Genomic DNA, 20803 nt, shown 5'->3' on the forward strand with positions numbered 1-20803 from the left:
GACCAACGCCGATCCGAAGCCCTTCTCCTGGACCGCTGACCCCGACAAAATCATCGCCGCCGTCAGGCGTGGGCACCAAGCGTTAGATTCCATCCACTAGGAGAAAAGGCAGGGTCCTCGCTTGGACGCGAACGCGGGGCCTTCTCAAAATCCCTCATGTCATACTCTGCGATTGCATCCGTGAGGACAGTGAGCTCTCGCTCTCCGTCGCTGCCAGGCTCATAGCGAAGCAGCGCCGCGGCCCGCTTTACTGCAAGGCTGCGATCCTCGTCATTCGTGATCTCGAAACCATTCTCACCTTGCAAAGCTGCCCCTCCTGCAAGAACTCGTGATCTGAAACCTAGACCAACTTGCGAATCAGCCTTCACGATCACCATGGATTGCGGTGGCTTTCGGGCAGCGCGATTTACGCGACCGGCCGGCAACTCGTCGTCATACGAACCAAGCCATCATCCAACGGAACTGAGCCTGAAAGGCTTTATTCCTAACCCGAACGGCGGACGACCTTCTCACGCGGGTGCGGTGTGAGACCGCCGCCTAGAAACTCCAGAGGCAGACAGACAGGCAAAACGGGCTCCAGCCTACCCAAGTCGGCGCTGCGTGATACTCAGCTTGTTGGTGTCCGAGTTCGCGAACCCGTGCGGTCGCTCTCCATCCTATCGTGCAGATCGAGCTTGAGAATTTGGCCCTCGCATCCACACATGAGAAAGTTATGGCGCAGCGCCACATGAGGACGGCGGGCACCCGAGTGCTCCAGAGCTACGACCTCGGTCCGATCTGGCTATAGTTTGCCGCAAACGATTGGCGCCGAATAGCAAGACGCCTGCGGCAGCCTCGGGCATCCTGCTGTGATGCGCAACTCGCCCAGGCCCCACGACCTCAACGTCCTCTTTCTGCCGCGATATCGCTGGCGGCCAATTCCGGTCGTGACTGTAATTCCGATGATCGTCATCTGGCTTATGGTCTTGTACTGGACCGTACCGTTATAGTCTTGCTCGAAAGCTGAGGGCCAGAATTCTGGCTTCGCGAGACCTCCACAAACGCATCAGGCTCGCAGGTACAGCTCCACAGGGCTCGCCCGGCCTTGTTTATACACAATGGATTTCGAACAGATTGGCTTTGCTAGAACACTCGCGACAGGACCAATCTTCATCAACAAGCTGGAAGCGCTTCAGTTCTTGGAAACGATTGTTACGAACCATTTATTATTGCGGCTGGGGACGCCCGTCCGGAGCGGAGTAGCCCTTACTTCGCCCGTCGCAGATCCATAGTTTGATCTCATTGCCAAGATCGTCGCCTTCCTTTTCACGACCAGCAGCATACTCCAAGCGCTGTTCCCTCTCCAGCTTCTCTAGGTGCTTCAACCATTCGGGGTAACTGGCTTTCGTCATCTCGTTTCCCCTTCGCGCCCAACAATCGAGACTGCAAACTTCTGATGAGGCCGATATGATTTGGTCCTTCGAGGTTCCCGAACTTCGGTCTTTGCCAAAAATTCACGTTGGTCAGACCGACGAATTCCTCGGCCCAATTCTGGTTATACCGTTGCCAGGCCGCCCCCTACTCTGCCGCACTCAGGAAAGCTGTTGCTCCGGTATGGAACTGCAGTTTGGCCACGCGCGCATACACGCCGCCGTTAGCCACAAGGCTCCGATGAGTGCCTTCCTCAACGATCCGCCCCTCGTGCATGACTAGAATCCGGTCGGCTTTGAGCACGGTCGCCAGGCGGTGGGCGATGACGATGGTCGTGCGGCCTCTTATCGAGCGTTCGACCGCAGTCTGCACTAGCATTTCGCTTTCCGCATCGAGCGCGGAGGTGGCCTCGTCGAGCAACAGGATGGGGGCGTCGTGCAGGATGGCCCGGGCGATCGCGATGCGCTGACGCTGGCCACCGGACAGCATGACGCCGCGCTCGCCTACCTGGGCCTCGAGGCCCGTCTCCAATCTGGCGACGAATTCGTCGGCGACCGCTTCGCGAGCCGCTTGTTCGATCTCTGGGCCAGATGCCTCGGGCCTGCCAAAGGCGATATTCTCCCGCGCCGAGGCCGCGAAGATCGTTATGTCCTGCGGGACCAGGGCGAGGCGGCTACGGACATCCTGCGGACTGGCCTCGCGAATATCGACGCCGTCGATCAGAATTGAGCCTGCCTGGGGATCGTAGAACCGCATCAGTAGGGAGAACACCGTACTCTTGCCTGCGCCGGAGGCACCGACGATTGCAACCGTCTCGCCGCACCCAATGGAAAAGCTCAACCTGTGCACAGCCGGCAGCTCCGGGTGTGCAGGGTAGGAAAACGACACCTCACGAAACTCGACGAGCCCCTGGGCCGGTGCCGGCAGAGGCTTCGGATTGGCAGGTGCCGTAATTGCTGGCTCCTCAGCAAGGATTTCGGTCAGCCGCTCGGCTGCACCGGCCGCCTGGCTGAGTTCACCCCAGACCTCGGAAAGAGCGCCGAGCGCGCCGGCAGCGAATACCGAATAGAGCAGGAACTGGCCAAGGGTGCCAGGCGAGAGCGCTCCCGCAAGTACGTCGCGCGAGCCGAACCAGAGCACGGCGACAACAGAGGAGAAGATGGTAAAGATCGCAAAGAAGGTCAGGAAAGAGCGAGCAAATACCGATGACCGTGCGCCCCTGAACGCGGTTTCGACGGCGCCCGAAAAGCGCTCCGTCACCAAGCTTTCGTTGGTGAATGCCTGCAAAGTCCTGATCGAACCGATTTGCTCGCCGGCATAGGCCATGGCGTTGGCCAGCATGGCCTGAGCCGTCCGCGACTTCCGCCGCACCGATCGCCCGAAGCCGACGAGGGGAACGACGATCAGCGGAATCGCGACGATGACCAGACCCGACAGTTTCGGACTTGTAACGACCATCATCGCGATGGCGCCGATTAGGAGAATAACGTTGCGAAGTGCCACCGATGCCGTTGCGCCGATCGCCGATTTCACTTGCGTGGTGTCGGCGGTAAGTCTGGTAACGATGTCGCCCGATCGAGTCGCGTCGAAATAGGAAGGCGAAAGCCGCGTGACATGGGCGAAGACATCCCGGCGGATGTCGGCGACGACGCGTTCGCCAAGCGTGACAACGAAGTAATAGCGGCACGCCGATGCCAGCGCCAACACTGCGGCGATGGCGCCCAGCACCATGAAATAATTGGCGACCAGGGAGGAATCAAATGCTGAGAAGCCTCGGTCGATCATCCGGCCTACCGCCGGCGGCAATGCCAGCGTCATCGCAGCCGCCAGCATCAGGGAAACAACAGCGCCGGCAACCATCGCGCGATAGCGGGTGACATAGGGCAGTAGATCCCGCAGGGGCTTCAGCGAACGCCCCCGCGCCCCTTTGGCGGTACTACTGGTCGCTCCCATACCGTCCCCCCACCCTGGCATCCCTAGATGTGCCTCGTTATTCTACGAACCGAAGCGCTGTGTTCATCCGACCTATGTCTGAAAGAGTGTGGGACCTTTGTGTCCCGATAGCGCGGCTTCGTCTCGTCACGCCATTCGCCTTGAAGAAATCCGGCGCGGTTTCACGCAGGCCGTGGGGACGATCACTACAGCCTTTCGTCCCTTGCAGCCTGCCTTGCGCAGGCGGAGACTTCCGCGCGAACTCCTCAGCGCCTGAAAGTGGCCCGCCATAGTGGCGCTCGGGCATCTATCCCAATGACAGATCGATCGACGAACTCTTCGTCCGCCTCCGTGCCAAGCGCCGATTTCTCCTGAAGACTTCGGTCAGACGGTTTTTCGGCTTCGGCGGCCTATTCGCCCCAGCGCAAGGAACGCCTTATTCCATCGCCTCGCGCTGTTTCAGCAGCTGGTTCAGCAGCTCTTGTTGATGGTTGATCCTGTTCGCGATTGCTTCTTCCGCAGCAGATCCAGTGGTTGCGGTGGCTCGTTCCATCAGATCGGCTATATTTCTTCGGGCGACCGCAATCTGGTTATCAAGATTCTGCTTGGACACATTATCAGGCATTGGCTCATTCCTCAGTGGGATCTAGCGTCGATTACCAGAGGTGATGCAGCAAAAACGTTTCGGGCTATACTCAACAAATCATTCGGGGAACTTGCCCGAATTAGCGGAAACAATCTGATATAGAATGCGATATCGCGCCAAATATTTGCTGATTTCTGCCAACGGAATTGAACGTCCTGCATCCGGGCAGCAAGCAACCTATGCGATCATCGTGCGAATGATGCCAGCTACCGGCGCCCGTGACTTGCCTAAGCAAGGTCTCGCCGCGGAAGCAGCTGAGCAAGCGGTCGAAGCATAGGAAAACCATAGCCGCTATGCTGCGGATCGCCAGGATCTCTACCTAGAGTGCGCAGATAACGCGGACGGCAGGCCCCCGGGGCGGCGTACGTGCAGTGGGCCGCGACCAGCGACGCCGCGATGCTGCATGGTGATTGAACCTAGACTGCGCCAGCCGCTCGCCTACCAGTGCAAGCACGGGTTCTGTAGATGGCACGGGCGCTCAGTCGTCGGCGTCGTGCCCGTGTTCGTGACGGTGGGCGTAGCGCTCGGCCGGGTCTTCCTCGTCCTCGTCCGGGATGTCGTCTTTGTTCAATAGCCGCTCAAGCCAGAGCAGCGCGGCGGCCTTGGCCTCCTCGACGCTGTCCTCGGCGCAGACCGCCCGACGGTTTTCCTGATCGGTGCCGATAAAGCTCCCCTCGGAAAACCGGCTCGGCCTGATTACAAACCAAGCCTTGTCCGGCTGGTCATTCGGGTCGGTGTGCCAAAGGCTGACGCCATCGACGCTGGTCTCGTACCAGGCCACCTTCTTCGGAGTCTCCGGCATATTCCCGTTCCAATGGGCCATGGTCGGATGTCCTCAAGTCGAGAGGTAGATGACAATGCCGGATTCCTTCGGAATTGCCCCACTGGTCATGCCATCGCCCAGCGACCCATGGCGATTGGCGGTTCAAGGCGCGACGCTAGTCAACGACAATAGTCGTCGTCGTCTTCCTCGTCGTCATCCAACTTGTGGTCGCCGTCCCGTGCAGTGAAGTCAGCCTCAAGTGCCGCTTCCGCGCATGCTGTTTATCGGCACAGCGCAGTAAACAACTCCTCGCACATATCGGGCGTCACGACCATTAACAGAAGCAGCATCGTGAGTGCGCCGACAGGCCGTTCCGGGTTGTGTCGACGATCAGCAGAGTCGGATGCCGCCCCACATCATCAGGATGAGCGCAGGCGCCAATTCGCCTTCGCGCGAGAAAGCCCGCTTGCGCGATCTCGCGCTGCTCACCCTGACTGTCGTCGCGATCAGGCCCCATGGAAGCTAGTGGGCCAAGGTGCCGAGGCGTGACGCGATGCGTCGCGTGCAACAAGCTGCGATACCTCAGCGAACAGGTCCATCGGCGCTCTCAGCGCCAAATCCGACAGGGAGAGGATACCGATCATCCGTTTCTCTCTGTTCATCACCGGAACATGATGGATCTGCTCCTCCGCCATGCGGCGCGTCGCATCCCTGACGTCATCGTCCTCGAAGCACCAGGTGATGCCCGCCGTCATGACCTTTCTCGCCTTTGTAGTGTTGGGATCGGCCCCTTCGGCGCAGCCACGGCAGGCAAGGTCTCTGTCCGTGATCATTCCGATAAGGCGATCATTTTCTCCCACCGGAAGGCACCCGATTTTCGCGTCGCGCATCTTGCGCGCGACCTCGGTCAGCGAGATGTCCGGAGAGATCCATTCTGCATGTGCGGTCATAGCGTCACGAACGAGCATGATAACCTCCTGCTCTGCGCGGCTTCGAGTCTGAGGCATGTCGCTCTCTGGAAGGGATTGCCTGGTGGTCTCCACGCTGCGCCGGAATGCGCTGCGCCAGCCGAGCGCGCTATTCAGAAAACTGCCTTGGGCGCCGAAAGCGTGGTCCGGGAAAGGACTCTGGCGAAGGCCTGCCCCAGGGAGTGGCATGCTCGTGGATGATAACGGATCATCACGGGGCGAGCCAGCATAGTGTGCGGTGACCAGGCAATTCGGCGCAGCCAGGGCCGACAGCAGGGCCAGCGGACCAGTCCTTACTCGGGGCCGCCGATCCAGTCGACCAGCAGAGCTGCGAGGCCGAATACAGCGCYGGCGGAGCAGACAGCTGGCCAACCATTCCAGGCCCAAGCGATGCCGGCCAGCATCGATCCGGTGGCGCCACCGATGAAGAAAATGCCCACGAACAGCCCATTTAAGCGTCCGCGCGCCTTGGGCTGTAGTAGGTTGATGGCGCGGCGGCCGAGCGTTTGGTCGCCGGTTACGCCGATGTCGAGCAGCACGGCGCTGACGACCATTAGTCCCAACGGAACCCATCCGGTTGCGGTCGCGGCTGCGGCGGAGCCTGCCCACGCCGACAGCGCCATCGCGCCGATCAGCACGAGGTGGCAGGCGAGAGTGGCGGAGCGCGTCAAACCACGATCTCCAGCGCGGCCGAACAGCGGCGTGACTGCAGCACCTCCGACGCCCGCCAACGCAAACAGCGCAATGCCGCGCTGGCCGAGGTCGAAGGGCGACTGTGCAAGGCGCAATGCCACCGCCGTCCAGAACAAGCTGAACGCCGCCATTACCAGCGCCGCTGTCAGGGCGCGCCGTCGAAGCATCGGTTCGTCGCGCAAAAGGCCGAGCAGCGAGGCGATCAGCGCGCCATAGGATGTTCTCGCTACCGGGAGCCGTCGCGGCAAGCTGAAAGCGAGGACGCAGGCGAGCAGAATCAGAGAAGCAGCGCTGAGGCCATAGAAGGCTCGCCAGCCCCAAGCATCGGCGACCAGGCTGGCCAGCGGACGCGCCAGCAGAATGCCGACCATCAACCCGCTCATGACGTCGCCGATAACGCGACCATCCTGTCCAGGTGGGGCCATGGATGCGGCGATCGGCACAAGGATCTGAATCGCGGAACAGGCGGCGCCCAGGACGAACAGCACTATCAGCAGCGCGCTTGCCGTAGGCGCCAGTGTGGCAATACCAGCGGCCATTGCTGCCGCGATTAACATACGCAGGATTAGGGCGCGATTCTCGGCGAGATCGGCGAGCGGCACGAGGAAGAATAGGCCGGCGGCATAGCCAAGCAGGGTGGCCATGGCGACGAGGCCGAAGTCTGCGGCATCGGCGCCGAACGATGGCCCGATTAGGCCAACTAATGTCTGCGGCGCGAACAGATTGGTGACGATGATGCCGACAGCGGTGGCAAATAGCACAGTCTGCGGGCCGGTAATTGTGGCGGCCGGCAAATGCGTTGACATTTGTCCGTCTTTCGTTCCTCGCATGGTCGATCCTCAACATTCCGCATATCGTTTTTTGCTTTTATGCGAAACCGTCACCATGCTACAATTCAATAAATTCGATAATGATTATGCGGGTCTATTATGAACATTCATGACCTCGAAGCCTTTATCGCCGTGGTGGAAACCGGTTCGATCGTCGGTGCGTCAGCGAGACTTAACCTTACCCAGCCGGGTGTAACCCGCCGCATCCAGAACCTTGAGGACGCGCTGGCAACGGCGTTGCTCGACCGCCAGTCGAAGCCGCTGAAGCCGACAGCCTCCGGCCGTGAAGCCTATGAACATGGCCGGCGCGTGCTACGTTCGCTTGAGGATTTGAAGGCCGGCGTGTCGCCAGAGGGCGAGATCAGGGGCGAGTTCCGGCTGGGCATTATGCCCTATCTCTCCGATGCCGCGCTGGCGATGCCGCTCGATGGCCTGCGCGCCGCGTTCCCGCAACTGACTTTACGCATCACCTCCGGCTGGTCGCCAAGGCTGGTCGAGCAGGTGGCGCGCAGCGAGCTCGACGCAGTGGCGGTGTGTCTCGCGGAGGGTTTGGCGCCGCCGCAGGAACTGATTTGCGACGATCTCGGCGCGCAAACAGTGCTGCTGGTTGCGTCATCCGACCTTGGTGTACCGCGGGAAGCCGACCTTGCCACGCTGTCGCAATTTCCCTGGGTGATGAACGAAAATGGCTGTGGCTTTCGTGCCTATATCCGCCAGAGCTTCGAGGCGGCGCGGCTGCCTTTCCAAGTTGGGGTGGAGGCTCTCAGTGTCGATCTCAGAATGTCGCTGGTGGCGCGCGGCCACGGCATCGGCATAGTCACCCCGGCCGCCTTCGCCGACGGCCGCTGGCGCGAGGGAGTTGAGGTCATCGACTGCCCAAACTTCAAGCCGCAAGTGCGCGCTTGGTTGCTGCACCGCCCCCCGGCAGGCAGGCTCGCGCGGCCGATTGAAGTGTTCCGCAATGCCTTGATCGAAGGGCTTCAGCTTCCGATGCCGCTGTTATCGTAACACGGTGCTCAGAGCAGTGCTTCACGAGGCCTTATCAGTCCCCGATTCGCGCCTTGTGATCGAAGCCGTATAAGTATACTTGCCGGCTCCAAACTTCAGTTTATTTTCCATCGCGGCTCTATCGATGCGGTCATTTCCGCTTGGCAGTGGGTTTGACTCGCGAGATCATTGCTCCGCGGCTTATGTTGCTTTGGGTCTGGGGAAATGAGCGTCATCGCCATGCTTTATGCCCTTATCGGGCTTACGGCCCTGTTTGTCGTGGCTGTCTTCGCACACGCGGGGGACAAGAGCCCGCTTCAACGCCGGCTTTACGATCAGCGGCACCGCAGCACCGAGCAGGCGTTTAGACGGAGGAGCCGTATTTGACATAATTAGTGCCAGTTGTCGGCTCGCGCTGGTGGACGTCCTAGGCAACGATAGGCGGCTGTTCCTTCGGCCAAAGCCGCCAGATATTCGTAAGATGAGTTGACGATCTTCGTCTCAAACGCGCGAACCCTCGACTCGGGGATCTCAGAGCGGACGGATCATGGTCCCCGATAGCGATCCAGGATGGACACTGAACCTTCGACCGATTGTCACCCAAACAATTGGTGCCCGTATCATCGGTTCCGATCACGCCGCGGCATCAGTAGTTCACCTAGCCTCGCTCCCCCGCCAAAAATTCTTGGGAGGCGAGCGATGTCGGAAAGGCTCTCCACCTTGCCTCAAATGAACGGTTTCACGGGCGAACTGGTCGAGCCATTGACCAGCAAGGCGGTGTTCCAGTCTAGCTTGGCACACCGATATGCACGGCGCGCTCGAACCAAGAAGATCCTGCGCTCGCTGAGCGATGAGCAACTCCGGGACGATGCGCCGCTGCCCCGGCGGGACGGTCCGGGACATGTGAGCACCGTGTTGTGGCCGGAGCTGACGGGTAGTCGAACTGGAACGCCAAGAGACTACAAGTGCAAGCGCGCTGTCGACGGATAATGATCGCCCACTTAAAGCGCGGGCCAGCCCAATCTAGCAACTGGGGCTCCAGCACGTTCCCCATTAGTTGCCTCCCCCTCAAGCACCGAGCCTCTCCCGAGGTGAAGCTGCCAGGCGAGAGATCGCCCTCAGCGGAAGTCAGTGCTGATTAGAATGAAGAATCTGGCCGAGAAATTGTCGCGTGCGTTCATTTCGAGGTGTTGAGAAAAATTCTGCAGGCGGCGCGACCTCGACGATCTCGCCTGCATCCATGAAGATTATCCGGTCAGCAACCTTGCGGGCGAAACCCATCTCATGAGTGACGCAGATCATGGTCATGCCGCTTTCGGCGAGTTCTACCATGACGTCGAGGACCTCGCTGACCATCTCCGGATCGAGCGCCGAAGTAGGCTCGTCGAACAACATGATCCTCGGGTTCATGCATAACGACCGCGCGATTGCAACGCGTTGTTGCTGGCCACCCGAGAGCTGGATCGGGTATTTCGCGGCCTGCTCGGGGATATGGACGCGCTCCAAGATGATGCGAGCGTTCGCCTCGGCCTCCGGCCTCCTGATCCCGCGCACCTTCATTGGCGCTAGCGTGCAATTTTCCAACACCGTCAGATGCCCGAACAGGTTGAAGCTCTGGAACACCATGCCGATCTCGCGGCGGATGTTCTCGATGCCGCGCAGATGCGCGTGTACGCTCGTGCCATCAATGATAATCTCGCCGCTCTGGTGTTCCTCGAGCTGGTTGAGACAGCGGATCAGGGTCGACTTGCCAGAGCCCGAGGGTCCACAAATGACGATGCGCTCGCCGCGGTTGACCGTCAGGTCGATGTTCCGCAGAACCTGGAAGTCGCCATAGAATTTGTCGACCTTGCGCATCTCGATCATAACGTCGCCCGGGGTGCGGGACGCGCCGGTCTTCTCTGTTGCGGGCATCGTCATGAGCTTCATCTCGTTTTGACCAGAGAATTTGGCGCGCCCGACCCGAGACCGGACGCGCCATGTCACGCGTTTGGGCAGGTTCTCAGAAGGTCGGCATCGGCGGAAGCTTGTTCAACGGAATGCCGAACCAGCGCTGGTTGATGGCGCTGAGTTCGCCGTTCTTCTCGATATCGGCGATGAATTTGTTGGCGAACTCGGCGAGCGCAGTGTCGGCCTTGCGAAAGGCCATGCCATTGGCCTGCTCGCGCAGGGTCAGCTTCGGCTCCATGTTGAGCTGTGGATAGTCCTTGTTGAGTTGCGCGAGGATGGTGTTACTCGCGCCCATGGCCTGGACCTGACCCGAGATCAGGGCCTGCAGCGCCGTGGCATCGTCGTCGAAGCGCTTGAGTGGCGTGCCCTGCGGCGCGATCGCGCTGATGGCCGTGTCCTGCGTCGAGGCGCGCGCGACACTGATCGTCACCGGCTTCAGGTCCTCCGGAGTCTTGATGTTCAGGCTCTTGGGACCCAGCACGTAAATGGTGAGCGTGCTGTAGGGATTGGAGAATAGCACCTGCTTTGAGCGCTCGGCGGTGATGCCGAACGTGGCAATCAGCACGTCAATTTTGTTGGTCAGCAGATAGGGTATGCGGTTTGGCCCGGTGACCGGGACGAGTTCGAGCTGCACGCCAAGCGCCTTGGCCATCAGCTTGGCGACGTCGGCGTCGTATCCGGCCGGCTGCTGCTGGGCGTCGGTGCCGCCGAAAGGCGGATAGTCGGTCAGTACGCCAACCAGCAGCTTGCCGCGCGCCTTGATCTCCTCGGGCGTGGCTGCGCTCGCCGGGGCGGCGCCGAGAGTTGCGGCGGCGACGCCGGCGAGAAGCAGCGCGCCGAGGCTGCGGCGCAGGATGGACTTGAACAGTGACATGGGACGTTTCTCCTCGGGTGGACTTGGTAGGCCTTGCGTCGCCGCGCTTAGCGCGCGGCGACCAGGAGCTTTTGCTCCATTCGCTTGCTGTAGGCCGATAGCGGCCGGCAGATCAGGTAGTAGATCAACGCGACGAGCGCGAAGATGGTAAAGGGCCGGAAGGTGGCGTTGTTAATCACCTGCGCCGCCCGCGTCAGTTCGACGAAGCCGATGATCGAGGCGAGCGAAGTGCCCTTAATCAGCTGAACGAGGAAGCCGATCGTTGGCGGAATGGAGATTCTGACCGCTTGTGGCACGACGACCAGCGCCATCTTCGGCCAGTAGCGCAGACCGAGTGAGGTCGCCGCCTCCCATTGCCCGCGCGGCACGACCTCAATAGCGCCGCGCCAAATCTCGCCCAGGAAGGCGCTGGCATGCAGCGACAAGCCGATCGCGGCTGCGGTCCAGGGATCGACTGACCAGCCAAACAGACCGGGCACGAAGAACGCGAGGAAGAGCTGCATCAACAGCGGCGTGCCCTGGAAGACCTTGATATAGCCGTTCGCGACCAGCCTGAGCCATTTGAACTCACTAGTTCGAGCGAGCGCGACAAGGGCGCCGCCAATCGCGCCGCCGACAAAGGCAACGACCGAGAGCAGCAGCGTCCAGCGCACCGCGGCGATGATGTAGAGGATCTCGTTAGGTCCGAGTGTGCGCATCGTCTGAAACCTACCGGGTTGGCTTGCGCAGGAGGGTGCGCTCGATTCCGGCGAAGGCGCTCCAGAAGAACAGCGACAGGCCGAAATAGATGCAGGTCACAACGAAATAGACCTCGAAGCTGCGGAAGGTGCGCGACTGGATATCGCCCGCGACCGCCGTGAGCTCGCTCGCCGCGATCGCGGAGCAGACGCTCGAATTTAGCATCAGCAGGATGAACTGGCTGGTCAGCGAGGGATAGACCGCCTGGATCGCCGGCTTGAGGACGATGTAGCGAAAGATTTGCAGCGGCCGCATGCCGAGCGACTTGCCGGCCTCGACCTGGCCCTTGTGAATGCTCTCGATGCCAGCGCGGATAATCTCGATGCCGTAGGCGCCGACATTGACGACGAGCGCGATGAGCGCCGCCTCGTTCGATGAGAGTTTGATGCCGAGCGTAGGCAGACCGAAATAGATCATGAAGATCTGAATCAGGAACGGCGTATTCCGGATCAGCTCGATATATTCGTCGATGAGCCAGCGTAGCCATCGCGGACCCGAAGTCTTGCCGAGCGCCCCCGCGACCGAAACGACCATGCCGATCGCCATTGCAAGTGCCGAGAGCACGAGCGTGTTGATCAGTCCCTGCAGTAACTCTGGCCACGCCGCGAAGACGTCGGCGAAATCGAATTCATAGCTCATGCAAAACACCCGATGCGGCGGGTGACCAAGCGTCCAGCCATCCGTCTCCTCCTATGCCCTCACCGGCCGGTTCGATATCGGCTCTTTGTCTTACAACCATTGCGCCAATTACAGACGCGGGATCATCAATCCACCATCAGCATTGATCACTGTGCCCGTCGCGTAGGCGAAATTGCCGCTCGCCAGACCGACCACGCAACGCGCCACGTCCTCGCCCTCGCCCCAGCGCCCGGCTGGTATCATGCCGTCCGCGATACGGGCATCGTATTTGGCCGCGACCTTCGCGGTCATGTCGGTGCGGATCACGCCCGGTCGGACCTCGAAGACCGGGATGCCTTCGGGCGCGAGCCTGACCGCGAGCGCCTTCGCCCACATCGAGAGACCGAGCTTCGAGACGCAATATTGCGCCCGGTCGATCGAAACCAGCTCCGTGCTGGCCGACGTGATGAAGACGATCACCGGCCGCTCTGCCTTGTCCGCGAGCATCGCCTTGGCGACTTCCTGGCTCAAGAAGGCGGCGCCGCGCAGGTTGACATCCATGACGACGTCGAAGCTTTCCGGCGTAATCTCCAGCATGTCACCGCGAACCGGCGCGCCGATCCCGGCATTCGAGACAAAGAGATCGAGCCGGCCGAAAGCCCGCTTCACATCCGCGTTTAGGGCAGCATGGCTTTCGACTGCGGCGACGTCATGCTTGAAGAACCGCGCCGCGGCGCCGGCCTCCTCGAAGAGCTTCAGCGCCACGGCGACCGCCTCGTCCTCGACAACGTCGGTGAAGGCGATGTCATGGCCTACCCTGGCGAGCGCGACACCGATCGCGCAGCCGATGCCGCGCCTTGCGCCGGTAATTAGTGCGACGGGGCGGGTCATCTTATTCCCCTCGGTAGAGCGGTGTGCGCTTTTCCTGGAAGGCGGCGACACCTTCCTTGACGTCATCAGTATAGGAGACGAGCGAGCTCGCCAGCGTCTCCATGATCGCTGCCCGGTCCTCGTCTTCCGCGGCGTTGATCAACTGCTTGACGATGATGTTCGCGACCGGACCACGGGCGGCGACGCGCTCGGCCATCGCTGTCGCGGCCGCGAGCGCCCCACCCTTCTCCACGACCTGATCGACGATGCCGAGAGCAAGCGCTGTCTCGGCGGTGACGACCTCGCCCGTCAGGGCAAGGCGACGCGCGACACGCCCGCCCAGGCGCTTGACCAGGCGTTGGGTGCCTGACCAGCCCGGAATCATACCGAGGCCGCTCTCGGGCAGGCCAATCTTGGCCTGAGCTTCACAGATGCGGATATCAGCGGTAACGGCGAGCTCCAGCCCGCCGCCGAGCGCGTGGCCGTTCATGGCGGCGATAACCGGCGGTTTCATCCGCGCGAGCTTGTCGAAGACACGGTGGCCAGAACGCACCCAGCCCTGCCCCATCTCCAGTGCCGAAAGCTCGCCCCAGGCGACAATGTCGCCGCCGGCGCAGAAGGCCTTGCCTTCACCCGTAAGGATCACCGCGCGCACCGTTCGATTGGCATCGATCCTATCGGCGAAGCTGCCGAGCAGCCCAACCATGACGTCGTCGAGCGCATTGAGCTTTTCTGGCCTGGCGAGCGTGATCGTCGCGATGCCGGAGGCGATGTCGAGGCGGACGGAGTCGCTCATGCTGCCCTCATTGGAACTTCAAGGCCGATCAACGCCTCGTCGAACAAGGCCGCATCCATCAGCTTTGGCGGCCGCGGCACCAGAAGCGGAAACTCGCTCTGGGCGAGGATGTCACGCTCCAGATCCACGCCGGGCGCGATCTCCGTGATGACGATCCCCTCCGGAGTCAGCCTCATCACACAGCGTTCCGTGATGTAGGTCACCTCCTGCCCCTGTGCGACTGCGCGCGGCCCTGAGAAGGAGATGTGTTCGACGGCCTCGACGAGCTTCTTCACCCTCCCCTCCTTCTCGATAACCAGCTTGCCATCGGCGATCGCGAGCTTGGCCGCGGCGCTAAAATAGCCGGAGAAGACGATGCGCTTGGCCCGGGCGGTAATGTCGATGAAGCCGCCTGCGCCGGCCGTGACATGCGGCCTGACCCCGAGCTTGGAGACGTTGACACAGCCCTGCCGGTCGATCTGCAGGAAGGAGAGCAGCGACATGTCGAAGCCCGCCCCCTGGAAGTAGGTGAACTGGTAGGGCGACGGCACGATCGCCTCCGCATTGGAAGCGCAGCCAAACTGGAACTCGAGCAACGGCACGCCGCCGACGGCGCCCTGCTCGATCACCCAAGTCACCGCGCCGTGCTGCCCCTCCTCGATCAGGATGCGCGGGACGTTTGCTGAGATGCCGAAGCCGATATTGACCGCATCGCCATGGCGCAGTTCCTGCGCCACGCGCCGCGCGATGACCTTGGCGACGTCGAAGGCCGGCGTCTCGAAGCTCGACAGGGGCCGCGACACCTCGCCCGAGATCGCCGGATCATAGGCCGTCTGCGTCGTCTGCATCTGCTCGGGCGCGACAACGATTGCGTCGACCAAAATGCCGGGCACGAAGACGGCTTGCGTCTTAAGGCTGCCGGCGGCGACCACGCGCTTCACTTGTGCAATGACAATGCCGCCATTGTTGCGAACCGCCAGCGCTTGATCGAGCGGGCCGAGCAGGCCTCCCTCATGCTCGTAGGAGAGGTTGCCGCGTTCGTCGGCGGTCGTGGCGCGGATGATCGCGACCTGAGGTACGATGCTCCGGAAATAAAGCCAGTCGTCGCCATCGAAATCGACGCGGCTGACGATCGGCTCAGCCGCGGCGCGCGCATTCATGGCACAGCCCTGATGCCTGGGATCGACGAAAGTGTCCATGCCGATCTTGGTCAGCACGCCCGGCCGCTTGGCGGCGGCCTCGCGATGCATGTCGAACAGTATGCCGCTCGGGATGTTGTAGGCCGGTATCTGGTCGCCTGTGACCATCTTCCAGATTTCCGGTGGCTCGGCCGAGGACGGGCCGGACGGATAGGAGCCACCCATAATCCGCGCCAGTAGGCCCGACTTCGCCAGATGGTCGATGCCCTTGATGCCCCACATGTCGCCGGCTGCGATCGGATGCAGGGTCGTGAGATTGCGCGGATGGCCGCAGGCGTCGAAGCGTCGGCCGATTGCCGCCAGCACGGCGTCGGGACAACCCAGACCGGACGACGAGGAGACAGTGACAATCGCCTCGTCCGGGATTAGGGCCGCGGCTTCGTCAGCGGAGAGAATGCGAGGAAAGGCCATGGTTTTGTCTCTGGATGTGAATTGTCAGCCGGCGGCGGCCAGTGCGCGCTGATAGGCGCCACAGGATTCTCGGATGACGAGGTTGGCGGGGCCTATGTAGCTCTCCGATTCCGCGGCTGAATCGGCGATCTGCTTCAGCAGCAGCGCGGCGGCGCGCTCGCCGAGCCCGACGGGATCAACAGCGACGGTGGTCAGTGCTGGCGAGACATGACGCGCCTCGCTGGTGTCGTCGAAACCGACGATCGCGATGTCGCGCCCGACAACGAGACCGTGCCGCGCCGCGGCGAGCATCGCGCCGATTGCGACGACATCGTTGTAGCAGACCACCGCTGTAGGCCGATCATTTAGCGATAGTACAGCGCTCATTGCACCGAAGCCCCCGTCGCGTGTCGGCATACTTTCAAGGTTGAGGGTTGGATCAACTTTGCGGCCGGCCGCCTCCATAGCCGCGAGAAAGCCGCCGTGCCGCTCCTGTCGGACGACCATCGAATGCATGCCGCCGAGATAGGCGATGCGCTCATGGTCAAGATTGATGAGATGGCGGGTGATCCGGCTGGCCCCGGCGACGTTTTCCGGCACGACGTGGCTTACCTCGGCGCCCGGAAGGCGCCGGATCGCCACCACGAGCGCAGTATCGGCTGCTTTGACCCAATCGAGATGCTCAGACCGCGTGTCCAGCGCCGGACAAAGGATGATGCCGCCAGCACCATGCTCGCGCATCATCCGCATCACCTGGTCCTGACGCACCACGCTTTCGGCTGTATTGGCCATGAAGGCGACATAACCTGCCATCTGCAGGACCTTTTCGACGCCAATCGCAAATTCGGCGAAGAATGGGTTCGAGAGGTCGTTGAGGACCAGGCCCACGATGCGGGATTGCGCATTTCGGAGGTTGGCAGCGCCGCGGTTGTAGACATAGCCCAGCTGGTCCATCGTCTGCAGAACCTGCTGCCGAGTCTCGCGCTTGACGGTGCCGCGCCCGGTCAGGACGAGCGAGACCGTCGATTTCGAGACGCCGGCGGCGTCCGCGATCTCGATGATCGTCACCTTTCGCTTGCCGCTTTTCGACTTCGGCATCGTTTCATCCCTGAACCGTCTGCGTCACTTCTTATTATGGAACGTTCCATTATCATACTTGCGCGAGTGAGGCAATCACCCTCTTTCAAATGATTTTATGCATCTATATAAGGTTATTGATGCGTTCATGAAATGGAACGTTCCACTACACCACACTCCCGGAGGAAGCGATGGCTGAAATTTCCCTGCCCCGTGCGGACGGCAGCAGCGAGCGCTACCCGTTGGCGGCACCCTCCCCTTATCCCCACACCGCTTCCGCAAACGGGGTTCGCACCGTCTATGCGGCAGCCCATGTCGTGGCCGACCCGCTGAAGCTGCAGGAGCCCTGGCGCGTCGCGGCGGTGGACTGGGACGCCACTCTGGCTTTCCGCCACCATCTTTGGGGCCTCGGCTTCAAAGTTGCGGAGGCGATGGACACATCCCAGCGCGGCATGGGGCTGGATTGGCCAAATGCGGCTGAGCTGATCACCTGCGTTCTCGCTGAAGCCAAGGCGACGCCCGGCGCCGATCTCGCCTGCGGCGCCGGCACCGACCAACTGGATCCGCACGCGGCGCGCAGCCTCGACGACGTGTTACGCGCCTATGAGGAACAGATCGCCCATGTCGAGAAGCACGGTGGCAAGATTATCCTGATGGCGAGCCGCGCGCTCTGCCGCGTCGCGAAAAGCCCAGACGATTACCTCGCGGTCTACAGCCGTCTGATCGGCCAGTGCCGCGGCAAGGTGATCCTGCACTGGCTCGGCGAGATGTTCGACCCCGCGCTCGAAGGCTACTGGGGCAGCCGCGACTTCCGGCAATCCATGGAGACGGTGCTAACCTTGATCCGCGAGCACGCGGCCAAGATCGACGGCATCAAGGTCTCGCTGCTCGACGCCGGCAAGGAGATCGAGATGCGGCGCCTCCTGCCCGAAGGCGTCGTCATGTATACCGGCGACGACTTCAATTATGCCGAGCTGATCGCCGGCGATGAGCAGGGCTTCTCGCACGGGCTGCTTGGCATCTTCGATCCGATTGCGCCGGCTGCGGCAGCCGCCTTCGCCAGGTTGGAAGCTGGTGACAGAGCCGGCTTCCACGCTATCCTCGACCCGACAGTCGCGCTCTCTCGCCGGCTCTTCGAGGCCCCGACACAGCATTACAAATGCGGGGTGGTTTTCCTCGCCTGGCTGAATGGCTTCCAGAAACATTTTCGGATGGTCGGCGGCGCCGAATCCGCCCGCGGCATCCTGCACTATGCGGATCTCTTCCGCCTCGCCGACCAGTCCGGGCTCTTCGTCGAGCCGGAGCTTGCCGCACGCCGCATGGAGCATCTGTGCGCCCTTAACGGCGTCGCCTGAGGAAAGGGCCGTACCATGCACGCTCCATTGCTTGACACCGAGATCTACGAACAAATTCGCGAAACCGCCCGGCGCTTCGCGGAAGATGTCGTCAGGCCCGCCGCTGCCGATCTTGACCGTGACGAAACCTTTCCGGCCGAGATCTACCGCCTGATGGGCGAGATCGGCCTGTTCGGTATCACCGTGTCGGAAGAGCATGGCGGCTCCGGCCTCGACACGTTCGCCTATGCAATAGTGATGGAGGAGTTGTCGCGCGGTTATGCCTCGATCGCTGACCAGTGCGGCGTCGTCGAGCTGATCGGCACTCTGCTCACCCGCTACGGCACGCCCGAGCAGGTGAAGCTCCTGCCGGACATCATTTCCGCGAAGACCCGCATCGCTTACTGCCTGACCGAGGCGGAGGCCGGCTCCGACCTCTCTAATGTCCGCACCACCGCACGCGAGACCGCCGCCGGCTACGTCATCGATGGCAACAAGCTATGGATCCACAACGCGCCGGTCGCAGATCTCGGCTTCGTCCTAGCCTCGACCGACCCTGCCGCGGGCCATCGCGGCATGAGCATCTTCTTAGTCGATCTCCATGCATCGGGTGTCTCGCGCGGGCCGAAGGAGCACAAGATGGGCCAGCGCGCCAGCCAGGTCGGCGCACTCAACTTCGACGGCGTCGTGGTGCCGCGCGAGGCGCTGCTCGGCCCGACGGGGCGCGGCTTCCACATCATGATGAGTGTACTGGAGAAGGGCCGCGTCGGCATCGCTGCGCTCGCGACCGGCATTGCGCAGGCCGGGCTGGAAGCGGCTCTGGGCTACGCGCGAGACCGCCGTCAGTTCGGCAAGCCGATCCTCGACAATCAGGGACTGCAATGGATGCTGGCGGACATGGCCAAAGACATAGCAGCCGCCCGTGCCCTGACAGAGAGAGCCGCATTGCTGATAGACCACGCCAGACCCGCGACCGCTGCCGCGTCAATCGCGAAGTGCTTTGCAAGCGATATGGCAGTGGCGCAGACGGCCAATGCCGTCCAGATTTTCGGGGGCGCCGGGTATATCCGCGGGTTTGAAGTTGAGCGGCTCTATCGCGACGCCAAAATTACCCAGATATACGAAGGTACTAACCAGATTCAACGAACTATTATCGCCAAGGAACTCATTAAGAACGGGGCCGCGGCTTAACTCCTTGCCAACGACTTGCCGAGCTCACTTGGCATGATTGGCTGCAAATCGGCGGCCCCGAACAGAAATAGCATCTCAAGCCGGCGGCCGGCTGCTCCGCTCCTGACCGCGGGAGCCGGGTAGCTGACCTTCGGCGACGCAATTACGGTCGGCGGACGACCCCAGGTCGCAGTGCTCTGGGTTAGGCCGCAAGCAGCAAGCAGAACGGCGGCCTGGTGGCGCGGAGGAAGGGCGCGCCACCGTCCTCCCTGCCTATTTCGTCCGTTTGGCGCCGATTTCCTCGTCCCAACGCCGAAACGCGAGGACCATCTTGTCCGGCGTCAGCGGCACCTCGATCGGGTTGTTGGCGATCAGGTCGGCGTATTCGGGGCGCCCGAATTCCTCGATCGCCTTCTGGCTCTCTGGCGGCGCCATCGAGAGCGGCACATCCTTCACGGCCGGCCCCGGATAGAAGTAGCCTTCATCATAGGTGAACGCCTGCTGCTGCGGCGTCAGTGCGAAGCTGATCAGGTCGAGCAAGACGGCGAGCTTCTCGCTCGAGACGCCTTTCGGGATGTACATATACTGGGCATCCGAGACCCAATGGAAGCCCTTCAGCGCCTGGATCTTCGCTTCCTTCGGCACGATACCGAGGACGCGCGGGTTGATGTCCCATCCGGTGGTGGAGATGATAATGTCGCGCGAGCCGTCGCCGAACTCTTTCATGGTCGCGGCAGTGCCCGTCGGATAGTACTCAATGCCGTTGCCGAGCTCCTTCAGATAGGCCCAGGTCTTGTCCCAGCCATTGGCCGGATCCTTCGGGTCCTTGTCGCCGAGCAGATAGGGCAGGCCCATGATAAAGGTGCGGCCCGGGCCGGAATTGGCCGGTCGAGCATAGAGAAAACGGTTCGGGTTCTGCTTGGTGTAGGCAAGCAGTTCGTCCGCCGTGGTCGGCACGGCCTTGACGCGTGCCGGCATGTACTCAAGCAGCGGACCGGAGGGATAGTAGACCATGCACATGCCCTGGCCGGAACCGAGGTTGTGCATGTCGAGCGCCGGCTTCATCAGAACTTTGGCTGGGTCGGGGAGTGAGGCGGCATGCTCGGGCAGCAACGTCACCCAGAGTTTCTGCTCAATACCCGCGGCGAGTGCGTCGAGGCCGCCGATGACAAGGTCGATATCGACGCGATTGGCCTCCTGCATCGCCTTGATCTTGCCGGGCAGTTCCGGCGCCGGTGCTTTGACGAAGGTCATGCGCGAGACGAGGTTGGGCTTGGCCGCGCGATAGTTCTCCAGCGGCTTCTGTAGCAGGGCGAGGGCGCCGCCGACATCGATGATGTTCAGCGCCACCGGCGACTTCGGCAGCGGCAGGCCCTGCGCCAACGCGCCCGTGGCACCGGTAGCGCCGAGCGTCAGCGAAGCCACGCTACCCTCGACAAATTGTCGGCGCGATGGGCCGGTTTTGTTGGTCTGGTCTGTCATTGGTTCCCCTCCCTGGGATTGCCACAACTTCACTCGATCAACTCGAGTGTAGGTTCCCGCACCACGAGACCGGGCACGAAGATTAGATTCCTTGGAC

The 20803-nt window shown here is 61.9% G+C and carries 18 protein-coding genes; 4 read left to right on the forward strand and 14 right to left on the reverse strand.

Annotation, left to right across the window (positions count from 1 at the left end):
- Positions 1-1557 precede the first annotated feature (1557 nt).
- Entirely contained in the window at positions 1558-3363 is a 1806-nt protein-coding gene (locus tag AC1DW9_RS28365; protein WP_476776781.1) for an ABC transporter transmembrane domain-containing protein, read from the reverse strand.
- A gap of 415 nt (positions 3364-3778) precedes the next feature.
- Positions 3779-3967 carry a hypothetical protein gene (locus AC1DW9_RS28370; RefSeq protein WP_441509194.1) on the reverse strand — a complete coding sequence of 63 codons (189 nt, stop codon included), beginning with the start codon at positions 3965-3967 and terminating at the stop codon, positions 3779-3781.
- A gap of 124 nt (positions 3968-4091) precedes the next feature.
- Here AC1DW9_RS28370 and AC1DW9_RS28375 point away from each other — a divergent pair, with 124 nt between their 5' ends.
- Positions 4092-4265, forward strand: a complete 174-nt coding sequence (locus AC1DW9_RS28375) for a hypothetical protein (RefSeq protein WP_441509193.1) — start codon at positions 4092-4094, stop codon at positions 4263-4265.
- 201 nt (positions 4266-4466) lie between these two features.
- Here the strand turns inward: AC1DW9_RS28375 and AC1DW9_RS28380 are convergent, their stop codons facing one another.
- The 3 genes from AC1DW9_RS28380 to AC1DW9_RS28390 form a co-directional block, all read right to left on the reverse strand.
- Entirely contained in the window at positions 4467-4811 is a 345-nt protein-coding gene (locus tag AC1DW9_RS28380; RefSeq protein WP_441492619.1) for a hypothetical protein, read from the reverse strand.
- Between the two features lie 446 nt (positions 4812-5257).
- Positions 5258-5719, reverse strand: a complete 462-nt coding sequence (locus tag AC1DW9_RS28385) for a CBS domain-containing protein (RefSeq protein ID WP_476776765.1) — start codon at positions 5717-5719, stop codon at positions 5258-5260.
- Between the two features lie 293 nt (positions 5720-6012).
- The gene (locus AC1DW9_RS28390; RefSeq protein WP_476855244.1) at positions 6013-7242 is read right to left on the reverse strand and encodes an MFS transporter; all 1230 of its coding nucleotides are present in this window, start codon (positions 7240-7242) and stop codon (positions 6013-6015) included.
- A 99-nt stretch (positions 7243-7341) separates the two neighbouring features.
- On the opposite strand from AC1DW9_RS28390, the gene AC1DW9_RS28395 reads away from it, so the two are divergent.
- Positions 7342-8250: a LysR family transcriptional regulator gene (locus tag AC1DW9_RS28395; protein WP_476776766.1), complete on the forward strand. Its 909-nt coding sequence runs from the start codon at positions 7342-7344 to the stop codon at positions 8248-8250.
- Positions 8251-9357: 1107 nt separating this feature from the next.
- Here the strand turns inward: AC1DW9_RS28395 and AC1DW9_RS28400 are convergent.
- The 8 genes from AC1DW9_RS28400 to AC1DW9_RS28435 all read right to left on the reverse strand — a co-directional run bounded on the left by AC1DW9_RS28400 (position 9358) and on the right by AC1DW9_RS28435 (position 16741).
- Positions 9358-10143, reverse strand: a complete 786-nt coding sequence (locus AC1DW9_RS28400) for an amino acid ABC transporter ATP-binding protein (RefSeq protein WP_476776782.1) — start codon at positions 10141-10143, stop codon at positions 9358-9360.
- Between the two features lie 88 nt (positions 10144-10231).
- Positions 10232-11053 carry a transporter substrate-binding domain-containing protein gene (locus AC1DW9_RS28405; protein WP_441492614.1) on the reverse strand — a complete coding sequence of 274 codons (822 nt, stop codon included), beginning with the start codon at positions 11051-11053 and terminating at the stop codon, positions 10232-10234.
- 47 nt (positions 11054-11100) lie between these two features.
- The gene (locus tag AC1DW9_RS28410; protein ID WP_441492613.1) at positions 11101-11751 is read right to left on the reverse strand and encodes an amino acid ABC transporter permease; all 651 of its coding nucleotides are present in this window, start codon (positions 11749-11751) and stop codon (positions 11101-11103) included.
- Positions 11752-11761: 10 nt separating this feature from the next.
- Positions 11762-12430: an amino acid ABC transporter permease gene (locus AC1DW9_RS28415; protein WP_441492612.1), complete on the reverse strand. Its 669-nt coding sequence runs from the start codon at positions 12428-12430 to the stop codon at positions 11762-11764.
- 108 nt (positions 12431-12538) lie between these two features.
- Positions 12539-13300, reverse strand: coding sequence for a 3-ketoacyl-ACP reductase (locus tag AC1DW9_RS28420; protein ID WP_441508105.1), 762 nt, complete (start codon positions 13298-13300; stop codon positions 12539-12541).
- 1 nt (position 13301) lies between these two features.
- A complete protein-coding gene (locus AC1DW9_RS28425) occupies positions 13302-14075 on the reverse strand; it encodes an enoyl-CoA hydratase/isomerase family protein (RefSeq protein ID WP_441492610.1) in 774 nt (257 codons plus the stop codon).
- A complete protein-coding gene (locus tag AC1DW9_RS28430) occupies positions 14072-15664 on the reverse strand; it encodes an acyl CoA:acetate/3-ketoacid CoA transferase (protein WP_441492609.1) in 1593 nt (530 codons plus the stop codon). Before AC1DW9_RS28430 ends, AC1DW9_RS28425 begins: the two co-directional genes overlap by 4 nt.
- A 24-nt stretch (positions 15665-15688) precedes the next feature.
- Positions 15689-16741, reverse strand: a complete 1053-nt coding sequence (locus AC1DW9_RS28435; protein WP_441508103.1) for a LacI family DNA-binding transcriptional regulator — start codon at positions 16739-16741, stop codon at positions 15689-15691.
- Between the two features lie 170 nt (positions 16742-16911).
- Between AC1DW9_RS28435 and AC1DW9_RS28440 the strand changes: the two genes are divergently transcribed.
- On the forward strand, positions 16912-18075 hold the full coding sequence (locus AC1DW9_RS28440) for a dihydrodipicolinate synthase family protein (RefSeq protein WP_476776768.1): 1164 nt from the start codon (positions 16912-16914) through the stop codon (positions 18073-18075).
- A 15-nt stretch (positions 18076-18090) separates the two neighbouring features.
- On the forward strand, positions 18091-19245 hold the full coding sequence (locus AC1DW9_RS28445; RefSeq protein ID WP_441492606.1) for an acyl-CoA dehydrogenase family protein: 1155 nt from the start codon (positions 18091-18093) through the stop codon (positions 19243-19245).
- A 252-nt stretch (positions 19246-19497) separates the two neighbouring features.
- Here AC1DW9_RS28445 and AC1DW9_RS28450 read toward each other — a convergent pair whose 3' ends face one another.
- On the reverse strand, positions 19498-20706 hold the full coding sequence (locus AC1DW9_RS28450) for an extracellular solute-binding protein (RefSeq protein ID WP_441508101.1): 1209 nt from the start codon (positions 20704-20706) through the stop codon (positions 19498-19500).
- Positions 20707-20803 lie beyond the last annotated feature (97 nt).

Source organism: Allobosea sp. P4_E12, assembly GCF_056401655.1.